The following is a 19,245-nucleotide window of genomic DNA, read 5'->3' as shown; positions in this document are numbered from 1 at the left end:
AATATTCAAAGTCTATTATGAGAAAGATTTATTATTTTTTTATTGCCTCTATATTAATCATTAGTTGTAGATCTGTAACCTATTATAATGCATTAGTAGATAAAAAAATAGCTCCAGATTTATTAAAACAAGATGCAGATGAAGCTTTTAATAATTTAAAAAAATACCACCCAGAATTATATTTATATACCTCTGAGCAACAGTTAACTTATAAATTTGACAGTCTTAAGACCACGATCAATGAGCCATTAACTGCTAACGAATTTTTTTTTAAGCTAGCACCTGTAATTTCTCAAGTTAAGGAAGGTCACCTGAGACTACGTCCTATCTCTAAAAAATATACGGCATCTGAAGAGAAATCGCTAAAAAATAAAACGCCATTATTAGGTCAACTTAATTACAGAATTATCAACGACAAGTTATTTATTTTAAGCTCTAATAATAAGAGTATTAAAATAAAACAAGGTTCGGAAGTTTTGAAAATTGGTAATGACTCTGTGGCGGATTTGATCTCAAAATACAAGAAATTAATTAACTCAGACGGTTATAATACGACATATCAAAAGTACAATCTTAATGATATTTTTTTCAAATTTTACACCTTAGAAAAAGGCATATTAGACAGTGTTACTTTACAAATAAAACAAGATAATCTTACTCAACAAGTAGCATTGATAAGAAGTGACGAAAGTAAAGAAAATATTAAAGCCAAAGAAGATCTAATAAAAACCGCCACTGACAAGCGCATCAACGACTACAATGCTGTAAGCAACACCTACAATAGAAGTATGAAATTTATGGTACCTGACAGCAGTATTGCTTACATGAAAATTAAAGTATTCTCAGCAACAGCTGCCTCAAAGTTCTATAAAAAAACCTTTACAGAGCTCCAAAAAGGAAAAACTAAATATCTCATTTTGGATATTAGAAATAACCTAGGCGGCTCTCTGTCAGAGATTAATACACTCTATTCCTACCTTGCAAAGGAAAAATTCACTTTGATAAAAACGCCAGAAATGAATTTCAAAACGGCCGCCTTACACCGCAATTACTTCTATGGACAATCCCCAATAATGAATGTAGTATCGAGCGTGGCATATCCTGGATTTATTTTGGCCAATTATGCTATTTCTAAAAAAGGTAAAGACGGAAAATATTATTTTAACGAATTTTCTGCTAAGCCAACCGATATAAAAGCAGATGCTTTTGGAGGAGAAATCTTCGTATTAATAAATGGCAGTAGTTTTTCTGCGTCCGCAGTACTAGCTGCAAAATTACAGAATGATCAACGCGCCACATTAGTTGGAGAAGAGACAGGAGGCGCACATGATGCTACAGTAGCTGGGTTTTATAATACAATTACTCTCAAAAATTCTCAATTAAAACTTCCGATTGGGTTATTACTCATCCAACCCAATGTAAAACCTCAAAATAAAAACAGAGGTGTCATTCCTGATATTCCGTTATCGCCTTCTTTTAATCAAATTACGGATAACAAAGATCAAGAGCTAGATTGGATTTTAAATTTCATTAAAAAGAAATCTGACTAATTGTCTTATTCTGATGCTTTGGCAAATTCTTTGTGAAGTAGCCTTTGTTAAATTCAATATAATGGAAGAAAACAAAGATATACACGAAGAAAACGAAACACTCTTAAACCAAGAGAATCAAGATACACAAGAAGAAGTAACAGAAAATGTGACAAAACAACCTTCTGCAGAAGAATTATTGGCAGAAGAAAAGGATCGTTATGTTAGACTTTTTGCAGAATTTGAAAATTATAAAAAACGAACAACTAAAGAACGCAATGAGTTTTTTATGTATGCCAATAAGGACTTAATGACCTCTATGTTGGCAGTTCTTGATGATTTTGAAAGAGCTTTAAAAGAAATTGCAAAAACAGGAAATGAAGAGGATCTTAAAGGTGTAGAATTGATTTATCAAAAACTTAAAAATAAATTAATAGAAAAAGGCTTAAAACCTATCGAAGTTAATGCTGGTGATGATTTTAATGTAGATTTCCACGAAGCTATTACTCAGATCCCTGCACCTACAGAAGCTTTAAAAGGGAAAATCGTAGATGTTATAGAAACTGGCTATCAATTACACGATAAAGTAATCAGATTTGCTAAAGTAGTAACAGGAAACTAAAATTTATAAATGATTAAAGATAATTGATACACGATTACTGAAAATCTATTATCAATCCATTATCATTAATCAACGATTAATCAATTATGAAAAAGCGAGATTATTATGAGGTTTTAGAGATTTCTAAATCTGCAAGCGCAGAAGAAATCAAAAAAGCTTACAGAAAAATGGCGATAAAATTTCACCCAGACAAAAATCCAGGTGATAAGCAAGCTGAAGAAAATTTTAAAGAAGCTGCTGAAGCTTACGAAGTCCTAAGTGACGATAATAAAAAAGCACGTTATGACCAATACGGTCACGCTGGTATGAGCGGAGCTGCTGGAGGCGGTGGCTTTGGCGGTGGTTTCGGTGGAGGTATGAACATGGATGACATCTTCAGTCAATTTGGAGATATCTTTGGTGGACATTTCGGTGGAGGTGGAGGTGCCAGACAACAATCTTCTCGCGGAAGTAACTTAAGAATCCGTATTAAGCTTAACCTTGAAGAAATGGTAAATGGTACACAGAAAACCATCAAGGTAAAGAAAATGAAATTGGCAAAAGGCGTTACATCTAAGACTTGTCCTACTTGTCAAGGAACTGGCGCTCAGATAAAAGTGATGAACACCATGTTCGGGCAGATGCAGACTCAAGCAACTTGTAGCACTTGTCAGGGTGTTGGTAAAGTTGCAGATAAGATCCCAGCAGGTGCCAATGCACAAGGACTTATCAAAGAAGACGAAGAAATTACCATTAACATCCCAGCAGGAGCAAGAGACGGCATCCAACTTAATGTTAGAGGAAAAGGTAACGATGCGCCATTCGGAGGTACGCCTGGAGATCTATTGGTGGTTGTAGAAGAGGAAGTTGACAATTTGATTAAACGTGAAGGTGATAATCTTCACCAAGAATTATATATTTCTTATGCTGAGGCTGCTTTGGGAGTTTCTAAAGAAATACCAACAGTTGGCGGAAAAGTTAAAATCAAAATTGATGAAGGGACACAATCTGGTAAAATTTTAAGATTAGCAGGTAAAGGTCTTCCTAACATAGAAGGTTACGGTGGCAAAGGTGATATGTTTGTTCATATTAATGTATGGACGCCACAAAATCTAAGCAAAGAACAAAAAGAATTTTTCCAAAATCAATTGGATACTGGCGAAATGGCAGCAGAACCAACTGGTAAAGAAAAATCATTTTTTGAGAAGGTGAAAGATCTTTTCAATTAAAATCTAAAAAAGAAAACACTCTTAATTTTACATTACCCCTAAAAGTTATATCCTTTTAGGGGATTTTTATTTAAAATAAATATCGATCGTATTTTGAATCTATATTTATTTAAACAAATATTTTTCAGCTTTTCATACATTTATAAAATAAAAAAACAAGGATATTGTTTAATATTAATTATAGAATAAAAACAGAAATTGACCAAAATAAATATTGAAGAACTATTAATATAATTCTATCTAGAGTTTACAAATATTAGAACAAAAAAAGCCTTACTTATAACAGTAAGGCTTTCCACATAATAACTTATAACTATTTTTAATACATTCACTCCTATCAGAAGTGATATCGCTGTGACAAAATTAATTTGCAGCTACACGCATAAAATAATTTTCAATGATATTCACACCACTAAATTCGCTTTTAGACTCAGGCGTAAATGAGCTTCTTTGTACCAAAGTTTGATCAGATTGTAAATTAAAATATAGTGTTATAGGAGCACCTGTTGCATTATTATATACAAATGCTTGTGTTAACTCAAAATCTTTCCCATAATATGGCTCAAAATTAGAGCTTTGTAATCGGTAAATAATAATACAGAACTTTTCGTAAATAAGACTACAGAATAAATGGCAAGAACAAATACAGAGTTTTTGGCAACAATGAATACATAGTTCACCCTATGGGGCATACAGCCCCATAGGAATTAACCACCTTTGTCATGCAATAAAGACAAGGTAATTATGAACTATTATTTAAACAAACTTATGATCTATCATGAAGTTAATCGGATGAGTCGAGAAGGCTTTTCCATTTCAAAAATTGCTGATTTTCTCGGCATGGATTGGCGTACCGCCAAACGTTATCTCACCCAGAGCGAAGAAGAATTCGCAGTTAAGCTCTCGGAGCCCAAAGGTAGGAAGAAAGTTTTAGAAGTTTACACCCAGTTTGTCAAAGAGCGATTAGAAGTCTATCCTGAAACCTCGGCGGCTCAGATGCACGATTGGCTCAAAGAGCATTATCCTGACATACCTCGTGTAAGTCAGAAGACTGTTTTCAATTTTGTACATCATGTACGGTCTACTTACACCATTCTAAAAAAGGAAAAGAGAGGGAGTATGTAATGGTTCCAGAATTAGGCTACGGTTTACAAGGACAGGTAGACTTCGGTTTTTTCAATATGCGCACAACAAACGGAAAGGTTCGTAAAGTGCAATACTTTACTTTTGTGCTCTCTCGTTCACGCTATAAGTACATTCTATTCCAAGACACTCCCTTTACCGCATTTGATGTCATCCGTGCACACGAAGTGGCATTCCAGCACATTGGCGGTGTTCCCAAAGAAATTGTTTATGACCAAGACCGATTATTCTTAGTCTCAGAAAACTTAGGTGATCTTGTACTGACCAATGAGTTCCGGAGATACGTGCGAGAGCGCGGCTTTACGACCTATTTTTGTAGAAAGGCAGATCCTGAATCTAAAGGGAAGGTTGAAAATGTGGTGGGGTATGTGAAGAAAAATTTCCTGTACAATCGTTCATTTAAAGATCTAGAGGTTTTAAATATAGAAGCTCTGGAGTGGCTAGGGCGTACGGCGAACGCATTGCAGCACGGCACAACCAAAGCTATACCGTACCAGGAGCTTAACATCGAGAGACCCTTTTTAGACCCATGGCATCCAATTGAACTGCCTTCGCAGCCCTTACTTATGTATACAGTTCATAAGGACAACAAAATATCCTACAAGGGAAACTTTTATAGCCTTCCATTTGTAACCTACAAAGGGACTAACACGCAAGTTGAAGTAAAGGTCATGGCAACCGAACTTATTGTGCTTAATGACCAACGCTCAGAGCTCTGTCGACATCAAATTTGTCTTTTGAAAGGTCAAAAAATCATTGCACGAGATCACAAGCGTGACAAAAACACAGCCATTATGGAGATGATGAGTGAGTTATGTGATCTTATGGAGAATAAGCTGTTAGCGCTACTTTGGATAGAACGTATACAGGCACACAAGCCCAGATATATTCGTGATCAAATACAGGCGCTCAAAGTGATCGTCAATACGACGGAGCGCTCCATAGTATCCCGAGCATTGGACTACGCTTATCAAAATGACATACTGAGTGCGAGGGACTTTAAAGCTCTAGTGCTTATGCTGGAAAAAGAACAGCAAGACGTCGTACAATTAGACCCTAAAATCATTGCGCTCAATCCACTGGATGGTACTAGCAGGCTTTTAGCTCAAACGAATCCCCAGAGAAGTGAGCTAGGGAGTTATGATGATTTTTTCTTGAATGTAAGATAACCAAAAACCACAATTACAAAAATGGAAACACAAAAGCAACAAATCAAGCAGTTATGTAACAGCTTCAGACTCTCGGCAGTCAGCACACAGCTGGAGGATGTGATCTCTTACGCGGAAAAACAAGAGTTAGGGTTCGTACAATACACCTTGAAATTACTCGAAGCAGAAGCGGATCATCGCCACAAAAAAGACGAACTAAGACGAACTAAAGTAGCAGGACTCCCTAGAAACTCGAACCTAGACCTCTATCAAGCCGATAGGAACGGGCTTCCATCTGAGCGCCTAGCCCAGCTACTGGAGTTAAACTGGATTGATCAACTCTTCAATATTGTTCTAATGGGTCCTAGTGGAACTGGTAAAACGGCACTGGCTGCAGGGCTATCCATGGATGCGGTTAAAGCAGGCTATAAGGTCTATTTTAGAACAATGGATGAAATTCTTACTACGCTAAAAACGAAAGATTTTATGAAATCACAGATGATTGAATACAAAAAATTACTAAAGGCAAATTTGCTTGTGCTAGATGATATTATGCTTTTTCCGCTTGAAAAAAACATGGCAGTGACCTTTTTTAACTTTATAAACCAAATATATGAACAAACGTCCATCGTCATAACCACCAATAAAAAACCCACGGAATGGGCTAAAATGTTGGACGATGAAGTCATTGCAACCGCATTGTTAGACCGTTTGCTTTATAGATGTGAAGTAATAAATCTTACTGGAAAAAGCTTCAGAATGGAAAATCGGACAATGCTATTTGAAAATCCAAATTAAAAATATACTTTTGAGGTGAGCTATGCATACATTGTTGCCAAAAACTCTGTACTCTTAATTGCCAAAAACTCTGCATTTTTACTTACCGTTCACAAGCTTCCTAAAATGGGATCATCGTTAGATTTAGTATTATCACTACCTAAATTCTTTGTCCCTACATAAGTTCTTAAAAATGAAAAACCATCATTAGTAGACTTTAAAATATGAACTTTAATGTAAATCATATGAGATCCTGGAGGTACAACTAAGCTTGCTATAGAATTCCATCCAACATTACCAATAGGAGTATATGCAGGCCAATTAAAAACTCCAGAAACTGGCTCTTTTGAGAAAATATTAAGGTATTTCCATGATGCAGTACCATCTGCACTACTGAATAAAACTTTACGATCACCTTCTGTCCCATCTGCTAACTTAAAACCAGCAACAGGTGTTGTAGCGGTTCCTTCTGTTTTTACATCCAATTTAACAGTTGGAGAAACATTACCAATACCTACATTACCGGTATTAGCCATAACCACAACATCATCGGCTTTATTTTCATTTTGAGGATCAAGAATCGTAGGATTAATGTGGAATGCACCTTTAGGATCATTCGTGTTGATTCCTACTTGAGCGCTTACTGAGTTAAAAACAAAGAAAGGCACTAAAAATAAAACATTTTTCATTTTGTGTTTTACTAACATAATATTTAAACTTAATTTTAATTAATAATATTTAACATAAGACACCAATAAACTAATTGCAATAACACTATTAAATATAAGGCTAATGGTAATTAAGGATTTATAAGTGTTATAATGGAGTAAGCCTAATTGGTGAAACTTTTACTCCTTAATTTTTACAAACTATCATATAAAATCATAGATAGCTTGTTCTCGCGATAATTATTATAAAAGTTGCTATGGAAACAACTAAGGATTAACAAACTGATAATTAAATATTTACATCTACAACTATCAGTTTTTTAATAATAACTATTAAGTATCATTGGCTTCGTATAATTCTTGATTTCTCAACGAAATATATTGAAAAATTTTATTTAATATAAAACTGCTTCGTTATTAACAACCTAACCTATAAGGTACTTACGCGAAGCCAATGATAATGTGTTAAAAAATAACTTTATGATTAATCAATTCTAAGAATTAATTATTTAAAATTCTAAAACAAACTCGTCCTTAGGAATTCTAACTTTTTTCATAGGTGCAATCCAGTCTTTCTCAGGATCTGCATAACCTACATACATTAAGGATACGCTTCTTAATCCATGTTTTCTCAAATCAAGAACTTGATCTACAACATCATTGCTAAATCCTTCTGCTGGAGTAGAATCTACCTTTAATTCTGCTGCTTGTGCTAAAGAAAGTCCTAAAGCAATATAAGTCTGACGAGCTGTGTGAGCAAAGTTTAATTCTTCGGATTCATTCATATAGATATTCTTTAATTGATCTGTATAAGACCCGAATCTACCTCTTGGCAAACCTCTCTCATCAGTTGTAAAATCATACACTTTATCAATTCTATCAACGGTGTATCTATCCCACGCTGCAAAAATAATAACATGAGAACAATCTCTCATACAATCCGGATTAAGAGCACCTTCTGCTAATTTTTCTTTAACTGCCTGATCTCTTACAATGATAACTTTAAACGGTTGCAAACCAGAAGACGTAGGCGCTAATCGTGCTACCTCTACAATTTTATCAATATCGTTTTCGTTTACTTTTTTTGTAGAATCATACGCTTTTACGGCGTGTCTCCAGTTCAAATCTTCAATTAATGACATTTTTTTTATTTTGAAATTAATACAATTAATATTAGTTAGAAAACCATTTCTAAAAACTATTTTAATTAGAAACGATTATTAATAAATTATTTAGCATATGTAACTATTACTTACAAATAACTTACCAATTTTGTATATTATAATAATTTATATATTATAATACAATGCACTGCATCTATTTTTAGTTATTAGAAACAGTTAATTTCACTTCGATATTTCCTCTCGTAGCGTTAGAATAAGGACATACTTGGTGTGCTTTATCCACAAGATCTTGCGCCACATCTAATTCTACACCTGGTATGTTAGCGTGTAACTCAACAGCTAGCCCAAATCCTCCATTTTCTATTTGTCCAATACTTACTTTTGCTGTAATAGTTGTTTCGCCTGTTTTTATTTTCGATTTATTTATAACAAGATTTAAGGCACTATCAAAACATGCAGAATATCCTGCTGCAAATAACATTTCTGGATTAGCATAATCATCGTTTGCTCCACCCAATGCTTTTGGCATACGCACTTCGATGTCTAATACTCCGTTATCACTTTTTACTTGACCATTTCTACCACCTTTGGCAGTTGCATTAGTTGTATATAATGTTTTCATTTTTTGGGAATTTTTATTTATTTAAAAAATTTGTAATTACACTCTTTAGTTCCGAAAGCTCTTCTAGAGAAAACCCCATCGATTGCATCAATTTTTGAGGAATTTCTTTTGCTTGATCTTTCATATCAATACCATATTGCGTTAGTTTTAATTTGACAACACGCTCATCTTGGGCACTTCTTTCTCTAGTAAGAATATTTTTTTGCTCCATTCTTTTCAACAAAGGAGTTAAGGTTCCTGAGTCCAAAAATAGACTTTCGCCCAACTGTCCAACCGTTTGTTCACCTTTATCCCACAAAATAAGTAAAACTAAATATTGAGGATATGTGATATCAAGCGGATCTAATATCGCACGATAATGATTCACCACTTTTTTTGACAGTGCATAAATGGGAAAACACACTTGGTTCTTTATATTTAACGAGTCTTGCTCTTCTTTACTTTCCACTACTTCTATTAACTGTGCAAAGTTAGTAAATTATATTGTGCAAAATATAATTTTATGCAATTATTTTTATTTTTTTATCTCAAATCAAAATATTACAAAAAAAAATAGAGATTAAAACAGTGCAAAAACTATGATTAATAGGCAATAAATGACAATATTACATCACAAAATTATCTATTAACCTAATGAGCTAAATGAAGAAACTTAAAATTAATTAAAGTATTTCGCTGTTAAAAAATTGAGATTAGGCGAAAGAAAACATATTTCAGAATGAAGAAAAACTTAAAATATTATAATATTTTAAGTTCAATAATTAAAAGAAAAATAAAAGAATAATATAAGTAATCTGGCTAATCACAAATATTGTACTGAGCTTAAATAAATAAAAAATTATTAGTTAATAGAAAAAAATAAAACTTAAGGTTGCAACTATTGATTTCGTACAATTAGTGCTAAATCCTGTAATTCTTCTGGGGAAAATAACCGATAATGAACTTTAAAAGTCTTACCCAAAGGTGTTTCCAAAGAAAAACCACCAGGACCAAAACCATCTAATACATCGAGAGTAAAATGCGAATACTGCCAATATTCATAAAGGTCACGATCTATCCAAAACTCGAAATCCTTGATATGACCAATGAGAACGTCATTCATCCTTGGGAAAAAACCACCTTTCTCAAAACATTGAGGCTGCGTCCCTTCACAACATCCTCCAGCTTGATAAAACATTAACGGACCATATTTTGCCTCCAACTCTTCTACAACTTCTAATGCTTTATCTGTAATATCTAATCTAGAAATCATGATTTTATTTTTGTTAAAGTTAAAAAAAACCTGACATTTCTGTCAGGCTAAACACAAAACTAATATTACTAACTTCCGGCAATGTCTAGAACGACTCTACCGTCAATTTGACCTTTCTTCATTTTATCGAAAACATCATTGATATCTTCTAATTTTGCTGATGTTACTGTTGCTTTTACAAGACCTTCATTAGCAAATTCTAAGGCTTCTTGCATGTCTTTTCTTGTTCCTACAATAGATCCTCTTACTGTAATTCTTTTCAATACCGTCTCAAAAATAGGAAGCTCGAAAGATCCTGGTGGCAAACCGTTAAGAGCAATTGTGCCCTTTCTTCTTAATACATCAATACCCTGCTTAAAAGCGATTGGTGATACTGCGGTAATTAACGCACCGTGCATACCTCCTACTTCTTTATGAAGATATTGCCCTGGATCTGTCTCTTTGGCATTAACAACTAAATCTGCACCTAGTTTCTTAGCTAATTCTAACTTATCATCTGCTACATCTATTGCTGCAACGTGCATTCCCATAGCTTTGGCATATTGTACTGCAACGTGACCTAGACCTCCAATCCCTGAAATTGCTACCCATTCGCCTGGCTTAGTTTCGGTTTCTTTAAGTCCTTTATAAACTGTAACTCCTGCACATAATATTGGTGCTATTTCTAGGAAATTAACATCTGATTTTAGATGACCTACATAACGAGAATCTGCAATTACATATTCTGCAAAGCTACCATCTACGCTATAACCACCATTTTGCTGAGCTTCACAAAGTGTTTCCCATCCTGTAATACAATATTCGCAACAGCTACAAGCGCTATATAACCAAGGCACACCTACAGCGTCACCTTCTTTTACTTGTGCTTCTGGACCACAAGCTACTACAATACCCACACCTTCGTGTCCTGGGATTAATGGCATTTTCGGTTTAGCTGGCCAATCGCCATCTACAGCATGCAAATCGGTATGACAAACGCCACAAGCGATTACTTTTACTAGTACTTCGTATCTACCTGGTGTTCTTACAGGTACTTCTCTAATGTCTAAGGGTTGTCCGTAGCCTTGTACGACTGCGGCCTTCATAGTCTTTGGAATCATAATTTTTATTTTTTTATTGGTTTGGTATTAAATTTTAATAACGACATCCGCGTGAGGGCGAAGCCGAAAACCCCGCAAAGAGGCGCGAGCGAAGCGAGCGCCGACTGAGGAGTTGTAGGCGTAGACCGACCCTTTGTTTTGCGGTTGACTAAGCTTGGCAAAACAAAGGGGCACGCCCAAAATTAAACTCTAGAAGAAGCCTAATTTATTTTTGTTATAAGAAATCAACATATTCTTAGTCTGACGGTAATGATCCAACATCATCTTGTGATTTTCTCTACCGATACCTGATTGCTTATATCCTCCGAAAGGTGCGCCAGCAGGATAACTATGGTATTGATTAACCCAAACTCTACCCGACTGAATTGCTCTTGGTATCTTATATAATTGATGTGCATCACGTGTCCAAACACCCGCTCCTAATCCATAAATTGTATCATTGGCAATGGCAATCGCCTCTTCTTCGTCCTTGAAGGTAGTTACCGCCAATACTGGCCCGAAAATTTCTTCTTGGAAGATTCTCATCTTATTATGTCCTTTAAATAAGGTCGGCTGGATATAATATCCATCTTCTATATCGCCACCGAGATGGTTAGCATCGCCACCTGTAAGTACCTCAGCGCCTTCTTCTTTACCTAATTTGATATAAGACATGATTTTATCTTTTTGGATCTGTGATGCCTGAGCACCCATCATCACTGTTGGATCTAGTGGGTTACCAACTTTAATTGCATTAACACGCTCGATAACTCTTGCGATAAATGCATCGTAAATGTCTTCTTGAATTAAAAGTCTGGACGGACAAGTACAGATCTCACCTTGGTTAAGCGCGAATAATACTGCACCTTCGATTGCTTTATCCAAAAACTCATCGTCCTCATCCATTACCGAACTAAAGAATACGTTAGGAGATTTACCACCCAACTCTAATGTTACCGGAATAATATTTTCTGTTGCGTATTGCATTACTAATCTTCCCGTTGCTGTTGACCCTGTAAAAGCTGCTTTTGCTACTTTAGGGTTAGTTACCAAAGCACGTCCTAGCTCAGCTCCGAATCCATTAACAATGTTGATTACGCCCGCAGGAATAAGATCGCCAATAATCTCCATAAGTACCAAAATAGATACTGGCGTACTTTCTGCAGGTTTTAGCACAACGCAATTTCCTGCTGCTAAAGCTGGCGCCAACTTCCAAACTGCCATTAGAATTGGGAAATTCCAAGGGATAATCTGAGCAATAACCCCTAAAGGCTCATTGATAATTAATGACAAAGTATCTTTATCTAACTCATTAGCAGAGCCTTCTTCCGCTCTAATAACGCTTGCAAAATATCTGAAATGATCAATCGCCAAAGGAATATCCGCAGCCAAGGTCTCTCTCACCGCTTTACCATTATCTATAGTCTCTACTGCAGCAATGTATTGAAGTTTTTCTTCCATACGATCTGCAATCTTATTAAGGATAATGCTACGCTCTGTTACAGAGGTATTTTTCCAAGTTTCAAAAGCTTTGTGTGCCGTATCTACTGCCAATTCTAAATCTTCTTTGGTAGAGTGTGCTACTTGTGTAAAAACTTTACCATCTACAGGAGAGATAACATCAAAATATTGTCCTAAAACTGGTGCCGTAAATTTGCCGCCAATATAATTATCATATTTCGCTTTAAAATCCGGTCTTTGTAATGCGTTATCTTTCTTAGTTTCTGTTACTGTACTCATAACTATTAAATTTTAATTATTAATCTTGTTTTGTTGTTTTCGAAATTACCTTTGCTATGATGAAACGAATAGCATAATGCTATATTTTTATAGTAAAATCATATCTGCCGTAAAAACTTTATCATTTCTTTAACAAAAACAAAAGAAAGCATTAGGGAAATTTTATTACATTTAGAGCATTAGCTATTCAAAAAAATTGAGGTCATGAAGAATGCCAAATATATGTTGGATAAACCCGCATTATTAAAGGAAAATCACTTATCAAATCTCGTAGAAAACAAAACAACTTTCAGTCTTAAAGATTGTGAGTTCAATATATATGAAACGCACTTGAGTGCTTATAATGTTAAATTAAATTTTGAAAATCTTGCTTTCACAAGTATGCTCCGTGGGAAGAAAATGATGAAACTTGATGGCAAAACAGACTATTTTGAATACCTCCCTGGAGAAAGTGTTCTCGTTGCACCTGGAGAAACTATGCTTATAGATTTTCCCGAAGCTACTGAGAATGCTTCGCAATGTGTATCTCTAAGCCTAAATCCAGAATTTGTAGAAAATGCACTTAATAATCTCAATCTAACTGCTCCAAAAATAGACGAGACCTCTAACTGGGATATTTCTAACGAAGAATATTATCTTTTTAATACGCCATCATTAGCCTCCGCAACTAATAATATTATGAGAATTGCGATGGATGATAATTCTCACAAAGATGTAATGGCGGATTTTGCATTAAAAGAACTTCTCATCCGGCTAATGCAGACGCAAGGCAGAAATCTAGTAGAGAAAAACTTAGTGAAAAGCAAGTCAAGAATTGCCTTTGTCGTAGACTATATCAAGAAAAATATCCATAAGAAGTTATCTATTGATAATATTGCAAAAATGGCTTACGTCAGCAAATCTAATTTCTTTAAAATGTTTAAACAAGAGCTTGGTATTTCTCCTAACGAATATATATTGCAAGAACGGATTACACGTGCCAAAGAACTCCTTGATCAGAGAGAAAGCATCAAAGAAGTGGCTTATCAGACAGGATTTTCGGATACTAATTACTTTACAAGAGTCTTCCGCCAGATGGAAGGTACAACGCCTAAATTATATCAAAGCAAAATTATCTTCATCAATGATTAATTGCTAGATAATCCTGCAAGGATTACTCGTATTTTTAAAAAAAAATCTATGAAAGAAATATAGTTTAATAGAACATTAAACTAAAAATAAGATTTGAAAACTTTCTTCCTATTAAGGTAAAAGCATTATAATGATTATAGAACCTATTGAAGATCTATACAATATTAGGAAACATCATTTGTGTTTTTATATTTCTTTACAATATAAGTTAAGTTTATCTATGTACGTCGTATAAATATGATCTCCAATAAAATTCTACACTTTTTTCATCATCAAATTGTCTTACAAAAGTATCGAAAGTGACAACATGAAAAAATCCCTGTTTACAGCTATTTTATTAATCTCAATTTTATAATATTTTCAGTCTTAACAGATATAATTAAAACTAATAAGAATATAGTTTTACTAAAAAACAAACATAATTTTCTTACAACTATTTTATACAAAAAGCTACATAAGATTAAACTCAGACTCTATTTTAGCAATAGCTTTAGATGGAATGTTCTCTTCTCCTGACAAAACCCTGAATTGTTTGGTCGCCAAAATTACTTCATCAATGATAGCATTCGGGTTTTTTATTGTAAATTGATCTGCTATTTTTAGTAGGTCATTTCTATTAATTTCATTTCTTTTCCCATTAATAGACAATGCTCTCGTTACTCTTGTATAATTCTTAAGAGCATCTAGTGGATAAGTCAAATCATAAGCTGGCGCTATATTCCAACGGTCTTTTTTACTATTGTAAATAAAAGAAAAGTTCTTTAGGTGATCATCAATATTCGCAAATACCAAATTAAAAACCATTCTTCTATACAATTGCTCAATATCCTTATGAGGAAGCTTAAGATCAACTGATAGCTTAAAAAGATTTTCGTAGCTTGAGTATTCTGGTTTCTTAAAATCCCAACCAGTCATCCCAGAAGCCGTTAATATATGCTGCTTCTCTCCGAATAGCCTATCAAAGCGTAAAGTAGCGAAATGCTTATCATCTACCATTTTAGAATCCATCATATTAATCCCTACTTTTCTAGCTATCTGATAGTAGATATACTCCACTTTCTCCTTAGAGTAACCTTCGTCTTCATCTATTGAAAGCTTAATCAAATAATGGTTATAATCAATAGATGTTGCTAGATCGCCAGCAACTAACCTACCAGTTTCTTTATGCTCAGACACCAAGATTTTAGGCCTTGCTCCACCTGCTGAAGTTCCTATTTTGAAGATATTAAGTAATGCTGCATCGCTAAGCATTTTCTCATTGACAGACTCTCTAACGTCCAAAACTTTTTTTACAACTTCTGTAATAGCATCTACATCTATAGAACCATCAGATACAATTTCTTTGGCTGGCATAAACTCCAAAGCACCCATCCCTCGCTGACCAACATATGTTAATTGCTCTAAGGGAGAAATATTAACAAGATCTTTCTGCGTAGCTTCTAACCATTCTTTAAAGACAATATTCCCGAAATAATCAGGTAAAGAATCTGCAATCATTGGAGGCAAACCACGGAAAGTTTCTCCTTCAAACTCAGAAAAAATCTGGGCATTGGGCGTCCTTCTTATAATATAAGGGAACAATCTTTTATACTGATCCATTTCTAAAAAAGTTGGATTATATTGGAAGGAAGATTTACGTTGATTCTCGTCATATCCAATTTTCCCAATTTCTAAACCTCTAAAATAAACAGATATTACTTGATTTTTTGCCATAATTAGTACAGAGATTGATTGTTGTCAACATTTTCTATTTTATCAGTAACAAATTGATTCAATGTCTTCATTTCATCAAAATATTGTAAGACTTTTAGCACAGTGTCTAGCGTTGGGTTTTCACCATTTTCTAGCTTAGCAATTGTAAACCTAGAAAGATCTAATTCCTCAGCCAATTCTTGTTTGGTAAGATTTTCGGCTTTGCGCATCTCTCTACACCAAGTGCCAATACTAATTTTAACTTCTTTTATCGTAATAAAATCAAGCATAACATTGTTTATTATAATAAACAAATTTAGATAAAATTAATTAAATGAGCATTATAGTAATCAAAAACCAAATATTAATATTCTATTAAATTAAATTAGACTAAGCAATATTTTTAATACAAGTATCTTATGTAAAAGGTATTTTACAACCAAATGTTTATTTTATTTTTAAATACACGCAATATTAAATTAAAGTACTTTTATATTACTAAATGAATAATTAGTGTATATTTACACAAATTAAATCAAATGAATTACAAGCTTTTGCATGAAGTTATCAATTTGTTAGAAGAATTTGAAACTAAAAATAGTGATAGAAATCACGACAACAATATAGAAGACTTTAAGGCTTGGATTGCCGAACAAGCATCTCATAACGAGGTTAAAAACAATGCAGATTGGGAAGGCAAAGAAAACGGAAGAAGCATAGATAGTATTATCAATACGCTGATTATTAACATGAATCGCTATGCCAAAAGCTATTCTAAGTCTGCCATCTATAATTCTGATTTTTCTACACAAGAAGAATTTATTTATTTAATTAATCTAAAAGCATTTGGCAAAATGTCAAAAATAGAATTAATTAAGAAAAATGTCCACGAAAAATCAATCGGAATAAAAATTATAGATCGATTAGTAAAGCATAATTGGGTATTGCAAGAAGACTCTTTAGAAGACAAAAGAACTAAAATTCTTTCTATTACAGAAGATGGCATAAAGACTTTAGATTCTCAAATGCAGAAAATAAGACAAGCTTCTAAAATTGTCTTAGGTAATCTATCAGAAACCGAAAAAAACCAACTTCTGAAGCTCTTACAAAAGCTAGATAATTTTCATCAATCAATATATGACGATCAGATTACACCAGAATTGTTGATTGATCATGTTAGCAAAGTCTATGAAATAATATAAAATATGCCACAATCAAAATCTCAAAAACAAGTCGCTATTATTGGATCAGGATTTTCTGGATTATCCGCAGCAGCATACTTATCATACTAAGCAACAATTACTAGATAAAAACTTCCGAAACTACGAAGAGAAAGATTGGAAAAAAAGAACTTTTGCATCGTCTTGTCTAATCTATTATTTAGGATTTAACAAAAAAATAAATTACAATGATTTATAAATTTTTCAGAGAACAACAATTAAATACCGATATAGAAACTGCATGGGATTTTTTTTCTTCGCCTTATAATCTTGCTACAATAACGCCAGAAAACATGGCTTTCGAGGTTAAAAGTCAACATGAAGGACAAGAAATCTACGAAGGTCTATTGATTGATTATACAGTTGCTCCTTTATTATCTATTCCGCTTAAATGGCAAACGGAAATTACCCAAGTGGATAAGCATAAAAGTTTTACAGATTTTCAAAGAAAAGGACCTTATAAATTATGGAATCATCGTCATAACTTTTTCCCTAACGAAAAAGGCGTGCTAATGCAAGATACCATCTATTACGAACTTCCTCTTGGATTCTTAGGAGATATAGTTCGTAATCTTTTTGTAGAGAAAAGAATTAATCAGATTTTTGATTACCGTTTTAAGGTTTTAGAAAAAATATTTAATCAAAATTAAATGCCATTAATTTTTTAATTATCGTTGCTGTATTTTTTCTGATGGAAGGTCTTACTTGGCTTACTTTGGTATCTGCATCGGCCTCTGAATTACAATATATGGATTTGCCTATTTTTTTGTGCATGATCTTTTCATTCATCAAAGATTAAAAATACTAAAAACACTCAGAATCCTTACTTTCTCGCCATCAGAAGAGCTCACAAGCAGCATCATAAACATATAGGGAAAGAAGATGGAGAATGTTTTGGTTTTCTGTGAGTGTCTGTAAAATATTTTAAAATGTACTTTAAAAAAAATAAATTAGAAAAAAACTAATTACTCACTAATAAAAACAATGGATAAAATAGTCATATTTTGGTTCAGAAGAGACCTAAGACTTTATGATAACGCAGGTCTAAGCAAGGCATTATCTTCAGGTTATAAAGTTTTTCCGATATTTATTTTTGATCCTGAAATCCTCAATCAATTTGAAGACAAAGAAGATCGTCGTGTAGATTACATCCATCAAGCGCTTCACCATATTAACCAAGAATTACAAAAGGTTGGATCTGCTGTAATAACGTATTATAATAATCCTGAAAAGGCATTTAATGATATTGTCCAAAAATATGATGTAGCCGCTGTATTTTGCAATAACGATTATGAACCTAGCGCTATCGCCAGAGATAAATCTATAGAAGAATTCTTAAACTCCAAGTCGATATCTTTTTCTAGCTCGAAAGATCAAGTTATTTTTGAAAAAAATGATGTTCTAAAAGCAGATAATACACCATATACAGTTTTCACTCCTTATTCTAAAAAATGGAAAAGCTTACTCACCGAAGATCATTACAGTCCTTACGAGGTCAATATTAATCAGTTTTTCAAAATAAACCCAAGCAAAATATTAGATTTAAAAACGATAGGCTTTGCTAAGAGTGATTTAACATTAGTAGAACCTAGCCTAGATTCTAGTATAATCTCTAACTATGATAAAACTCGAGATTACCCAGGTATTAATGGGACTTCGGGAATTAGCTTAGCGCTTAGATTCGGGATAATATCAATACGAGAATGTGTAAAAACGGCAATAAAAAATAACGAAACTTGGCTTAACGAATTAATTTGGCGGGAGTTTTATATGCAGATATTATTTCATTTTCCACAAGTCGTTCATCAAAGTTTTAAAGTAAAATACGATAAAATGGATTGGATTAATAATGAAGTAGATTTTGCGCATTGGTGTAATGGCACTACAGGTTATCCAATTGTTGATGCTGGTATGAGGCAACTTAATCTCACGGGACATCTTCATAACCGTGTAAGGATGATTGTTGCAAGTTTTCTGACCAAACATCTATTGATAGATTGGCGTTGGGGCGATGCGTATTTTGCTCAAAAACTACTGGATTATGATCTTGCAGCCAACAATGGTAATTGGCAGTGGGCAGCAAGTTGCGGATGTGATGCTGTGCCTTATTTTAGAATATTCAACCCGACGGAGCAAGCTAAAAAATTTGATAAAGATCTTAAATATATCAAAAAATGGGTCAATAATATAGAATCCTTCTCTTATCCGTCTCCAATTGTTGATCATCGTTATGCTAGAGAAAGAGCTATTGCCCGATATAAAGACATTCAATAATTATTAATATTTGAGA

21 protein-coding genes and 1 pseudogene are annotated in these 19,245 nt (G+C 33.8%); 12 read left to right on the top strand and 10 right to left on the bottom strand.

Annotated features, from left to right (window positions below; all coding sequences use genetic code 11):
• Window positions 1-17: 17 nt before the first annotated feature.
• The 6 genes from ACQQ6V_RS03015 (at window position 18) to istB (ending at window position 6,448) form a co-directional block, all read left to right on the top strand.
• On the top strand, window positions 18-1,550 hold the full coding sequence (locus ACQQ6V_RS03015; RefSeq protein WP_448844105.1) for a S41 family peptidase: 1,533 nt from the start codon (window positions 18-20) through the stop codon (window positions 1,548-1,550).
• Window positions 1,551-1,611: 61 nt separating this feature from the next.
• On the top strand, window positions 1,612-2,151 hold the full coding sequence (locus tag ACQQ6V_RS03010) for a nucleotide exchange factor GrpE (protein WP_448844104.1): 540 nt from the start codon (window positions 1,612-1,614) through the stop codon (window positions 2,149-2,151).
• Window positions 2,152-2,237: 86 nt separating this feature from the next.
• Window positions 2,238-3,359 carry a molecular chaperone DnaJ gene (gene dnaJ, locus ACQQ6V_RS03005; protein ID WP_448844103.1) on the top strand — a complete coding sequence of 374 codons (1,122 nt, stop codon included), beginning with the start codon at window positions 2,238-2,240 and terminating at the stop codon, window positions 3,357-3,359.
• A 744-nt stretch (window positions 3,360-4,103) separates the two neighbouring features.
• The gene (locus tag ACQQ6V_RS03000) at window positions 4,104-4,484 is read left to right on the top strand and encodes a hypothetical protein (RefSeq protein WP_448844102.1); all 381 of its coding nucleotides are present in this window, start codon (window positions 4,104-4,106) and stop codon (window positions 4,482-4,484) included.
• Entirely contained in the window at window positions 4,484-5,671 is a 1,188-nt protein-coding gene (locus tag ACQQ6V_RS02995; protein WP_448844101.1) for an IS21/IS408/IS1162 family transposase, read from the top strand. Before ACQQ6V_RS03000 ends, ACQQ6V_RS02995 begins: the two co-directional genes overlap by 1 nt.
• 21 nt (window positions 5,672-5,692) lie before the next feature.
• Complete coding sequence (gene istB, locus ACQQ6V_RS02990) at window positions 5,693-6,448, top strand: IS21-like element helper ATPase IstB (RefSeq protein WP_448844100.1); 756 nt, start codon at window positions 5,693-5,695, stop codon at window positions 6,446-6,448.
• Between the two features lie 89 nt (window positions 6,449-6,537).
• Here istB and ACQQ6V_RS02985 read toward each other — a convergent pair whose 3' ends face one another.
• The 7 genes from ACQQ6V_RS02985 to ACQQ6V_RS02955 all read right to left on the bottom strand — a co-directional run bounded on the left by ACQQ6V_RS02985 (window position 6,538) and on the right by ACQQ6V_RS02955 (window position 12,912).
• Complete coding sequence (locus ACQQ6V_RS02985) at window positions 6,538-7,134, bottom strand: hypothetical protein (RefSeq protein ID WP_448844099.1); 597 nt, start codon at window positions 7,132-7,134, stop codon at window positions 6,538-6,540.
• 470 nt (window positions 7,135-7,604) lie between these two features.
• Entirely contained in the window at window positions 7,605-8,237 is a 633-nt protein-coding gene (locus ACQQ6V_RS02980) for a nitroreductase family protein (RefSeq protein WP_448844098.1), read from the bottom strand.
• A gap of 181 nt (window positions 8,238-8,418) precedes the next feature.
• Window positions 8,419-8,841 (bottom strand): organic hydroperoxide resistance protein, encoded by a 423-nt coding sequence (locus tag ACQQ6V_RS02975; RefSeq protein ID WP_448844097.1) that lies wholly within the window; start codon window positions 8,839-8,841, stop codon window positions 8,419-8,421.
• A 13-nt stretch (window positions 8,842-8,854) separates the two neighbouring features.
• The gene (locus ACQQ6V_RS02970) at window positions 8,855-9,289 is read right to left on the bottom strand and encodes a MarR family winged helix-turn-helix transcriptional regulator (protein ID WP_448844096.1); all 435 of its coding nucleotides are present in this window, start codon (window positions 9,287-9,289) and stop codon (window positions 8,855-8,857) included.
• Window positions 9,290-9,718: 429 nt separating this feature from the next.
• On the bottom strand, window positions 9,719-10,093 hold the full coding sequence (locus ACQQ6V_RS02965; RefSeq protein ID WP_448844095.1) for a DUF779 domain-containing protein: 375 nt from the start codon (window positions 10,091-10,093) through the stop codon (window positions 9,719-9,721).
• 68 nt (window positions 10,094-10,161) lie between these two features.
• Entirely contained in the window at window positions 10,162-11,193 is a 1,032-nt protein-coding gene (gene adhP / locus ACQQ6V_RS02960; protein ID WP_448844094.1) for an alcohol dehydrogenase AdhP, read from the bottom strand.
• Window positions 11,194-11,382: 189 nt separating this feature from the next.
• On the bottom strand, window positions 11,383-12,912 hold the full coding sequence (locus ACQQ6V_RS02955) for an aldehyde dehydrogenase family protein (protein WP_448844093.1): 1,530 nt from the start codon (window positions 12,910-12,912) through the stop codon (window positions 11,383-11,385).
• Window positions 12,913-13,116: 204 nt separating this feature from the next.
• Here ACQQ6V_RS02955 and ACQQ6V_RS02950 point away from each other — a divergent pair, with 204 nt between their 5' ends.
• The gene (locus ACQQ6V_RS02950) at window positions 13,117-14,043 is read left to right on the top strand and encodes a helix-turn-helix domain-containing protein (RefSeq protein ID WP_448844092.1); all 927 of its coding nucleotides are present in this window, start codon (window positions 13,117-13,119) and stop codon (window positions 14,041-14,043) included.
• Window positions 14,044-14,493: 450 nt separating this feature from the next.
• Here ACQQ6V_RS02950 and ACQQ6V_RS02945 read toward each other — a convergent pair whose 3' ends face one another.
• Together ACQQ6V_RS02945 and relB are read right to left on the bottom strand one after the other, a co-directional pair.
• The gene (locus ACQQ6V_RS02945; protein ID WP_448844091.1) at window positions 14,494-15,756 is read right to left on the bottom strand and encodes a type II toxin-antitoxin system HipA family toxin; all 1,263 of its coding nucleotides are present in this window, start codon (window positions 15,754-15,756) and stop codon (window positions 14,494-14,496) included.
• 2 nt (window positions 15,757-15,758) lie between these two features.
• On the bottom strand, window positions 15,759-16,025 hold the full coding sequence (relB, locus tag ACQQ6V_RS02940) for a type II toxin-antitoxin system RelB family anti-toxin (protein ID WP_448844090.1): 267 nt from the start codon (window positions 16,023-16,025) through the stop codon (window positions 15,759-15,761).
• Window positions 16,026-16,274: 249 nt separating this feature from the next.
• Here relB and ACQQ6V_RS02935 point away from each other — a divergent pair, with 249 nt between their 5' ends.
• The 3 genes from ACQQ6V_RS02935 to ACQQ6V_RS02925 are packed head-to-tail and all read left to right on the top strand — an operon-like array spanning window position 16,275 to window position 17,605.
• Window positions 16,275-16,937, top strand: a complete 663-nt coding sequence (locus tag ACQQ6V_RS02935; RefSeq protein WP_448844089.1) for a MarR family winged helix-turn-helix transcriptional regulator — start codon at window positions 16,275-16,277, stop codon at window positions 16,935-16,937.
• A gap of 40 nt (window positions 16,938-16,977) precedes the next feature.
• Window positions 16,978-17,154: a hypothetical protein gene (locus tag ACQQ6V_RS02930; protein ID WP_448844088.1), complete on the top strand. Its 177-nt coding sequence runs from the start codon at window positions 16,978-16,980 to the stop codon at window positions 17,152-17,154.
• Window positions 17,144-17,605 (top strand): SRPBCC family protein, encoded by a 462-nt coding sequence (locus tag ACQQ6V_RS02925; RefSeq protein ID WP_448844087.1) that lies wholly within the window; start codon window positions 17,144-17,146, stop codon window positions 17,603-17,605. The genes ACQQ6V_RS02930 and ACQQ6V_RS02925 overlap by 11 nt, the downstream gene beginning before the upstream one ends.
• Here ACQQ6V_RS02925 and ACQQ6V_RS02920 read toward each other — a convergent pair.
• Window positions 17,592-17,729: a hypothetical protein gene (locus tag ACQQ6V_RS02920; RefSeq protein WP_448844086.1), complete on the bottom strand. Its 138-nt coding sequence runs from the start codon at window positions 17,727-17,729 to the stop codon at window positions 17,592-17,594. The two genes, ACQQ6V_RS02925 and ACQQ6V_RS02920, sit on opposite strands and share 14 nt — an antisense overlap.
• Between ACQQ6V_RS02920 and ACQQ6V_RS02915 the strand changes: the two are divergent.
• Together ACQQ6V_RS02915 and ACQQ6V_RS02910 are read left to right on the top strand one after the other, a co-directional pair.
• Window positions 17,694-17,863: pseudogene (locus ACQQ6V_RS02915) on the top strand (sterol desaturase family protein); the annotation flags it as partial. The gene ACQQ6V_RS02920 and the pseudogene ACQQ6V_RS02915 sit on opposite strands and share 36 nt — an antisense overlap.
• Window positions 17,864-17,939: 76 nt before the next feature.
• Window positions 17,940-19,229: a cryptochrome/photolyase family protein gene (locus ACQQ6V_RS02910; RefSeq protein WP_448844085.1), complete on the top strand. Its 1,290-nt coding sequence runs from the start codon at window positions 17,940-17,942 to the stop codon at window positions 19,227-19,229.
• Window positions 19,230-19,245: the final 16 nt, after the last annotated feature.

The sequence above is a fragment of the Chryseobacterium electrogenes genome, from assembly GCF_053553015.1.
Note: the sequence above shows the minus strand (reverse complement) of the source record. Positions and strands in the feature narration are given on the sequence as shown.

Excerpts from the sequence above, each read along its gene's own strand:
- ACQQ6V_RS03015 (WP_448844105.1), top strand. The coding sequence starts at position 18 with ATGAGAAAGATTTATTATTTTTTTATTGCCTCTATATTAATCATTAGT.
- ACQQ6V_RS03010 (WP_448844104.1), top strand. The coding sequence starts at position 1,612 with ATGGAAGAAAACAAAGATATACACGAAGAAAACGAAACACTCTTAAAC.
- dnaJ (WP_448844103.1), top strand. The coding sequence starts at position 2,238 with ATGAAAAAGCGAGATTATTATGAGGTTTTAGAGATTTCTAAATCTGCA.
- ACQQ6V_RS03000 (WP_448844102.1), top strand. The coding sequence starts at position 4,104 with ATGAACTATTATTTAAACAAACTTATGATCTATCATGAAGTTAATCGG.
- ACQQ6V_RS02995 (WP_448844101.1), top strand. The coding sequence starts at position 4,484 with ATGGTTCCAGAATTAGGCTACGGTTTACAAGGACAGGTAGACTTCGGT.
- istB (WP_448844100.1), top strand. The coding sequence starts at position 5,693 with ATGGAAACACAAAAGCAACAAATCAAGCAGTTATGTAACAGCTTCAGA.
- ACQQ6V_RS02985 (WP_448844099.1), bottom strand. The coding sequence starts at position 7,134 with ATGTTAGTAAAACACAAAATGAAAAATGTTTTATTTTTAGTGCCTTTC.
- ACQQ6V_RS02980 (WP_448844098.1), bottom strand. The coding sequence starts at position 8,237 with ATGTCATTAATTGAAGATTTGAACTGGAGACACGCCGTAAAAGCGTAT.
- ACQQ6V_RS02975 (WP_448844097.1), bottom strand. The coding sequence starts at position 8,841 with ATGAAAACATTATATACAACTAATGCAACTGCCAAAGGTGGTAGAAAT.
- ACQQ6V_RS02965 (WP_448844095.1), bottom strand. The coding sequence starts at position 10,093 with ATGATTTCTAGATTAGATATTACAGATAAAGCATTAGAAGTTGTAGAA.
- adhP (WP_448844094.1), bottom strand. The coding sequence starts at position 11,193 with ATGATTCCAAAGACTATGAAGGCCGCAGTCGTACAAGGCTACGGACAA.
- ACQQ6V_RS02955 (WP_448844093.1), bottom strand. The coding sequence starts at position 12,912 with ATGAGTACAGTAACAGAAACTAAGAAAGATAACGCATTACAAAGACCG.
- ACQQ6V_RS02950 (WP_448844092.1), top strand. The coding sequence starts at position 13,117 with ATGAAGAATGCCAAATATATGTTGGATAAACCCGCATTATTAAAGGAA.
- ACQQ6V_RS02945 (WP_448844091.1), bottom strand. The coding sequence starts at position 15,756 with ATGGCAAAAAATCAAGTAATATCTGTTTATTTTAGAGGTTTAGAAATT.
- relB (WP_448844090.1), bottom strand. The coding sequence starts at position 16,025 with ATGCTTGATTTTATTACGATAAAAGAAGTTAAAATTAGTATTGGCACT.
- ACQQ6V_RS02935 (WP_448844089.1), top strand. The coding sequence starts at position 16,275 with ATGAATTACAAGCTTTTGCATGAAGTTATCAATTTGTTAGAAGAATTT.
- ACQQ6V_RS02925 (WP_448844087.1), top strand. The coding sequence starts at position 17,144 with ATGATTTATAAATTTTTCAGAGAACAACAATTAAATACCGATATAGAA.
- ACQQ6V_RS02920 (WP_448844086.1), bottom strand. The coding sequence starts at position 17,729 with ATGCACAAAAAAATAGGCAAATCCATATATTGTAATTCAGAGGCCGAT.
- ACQQ6V_RS02910 (WP_448844085.1), top strand. The coding sequence starts at position 17,940 with ATGGATAAAATAGTCATATTTTGGTTCAGAAGAGACCTAAGACTTTAT.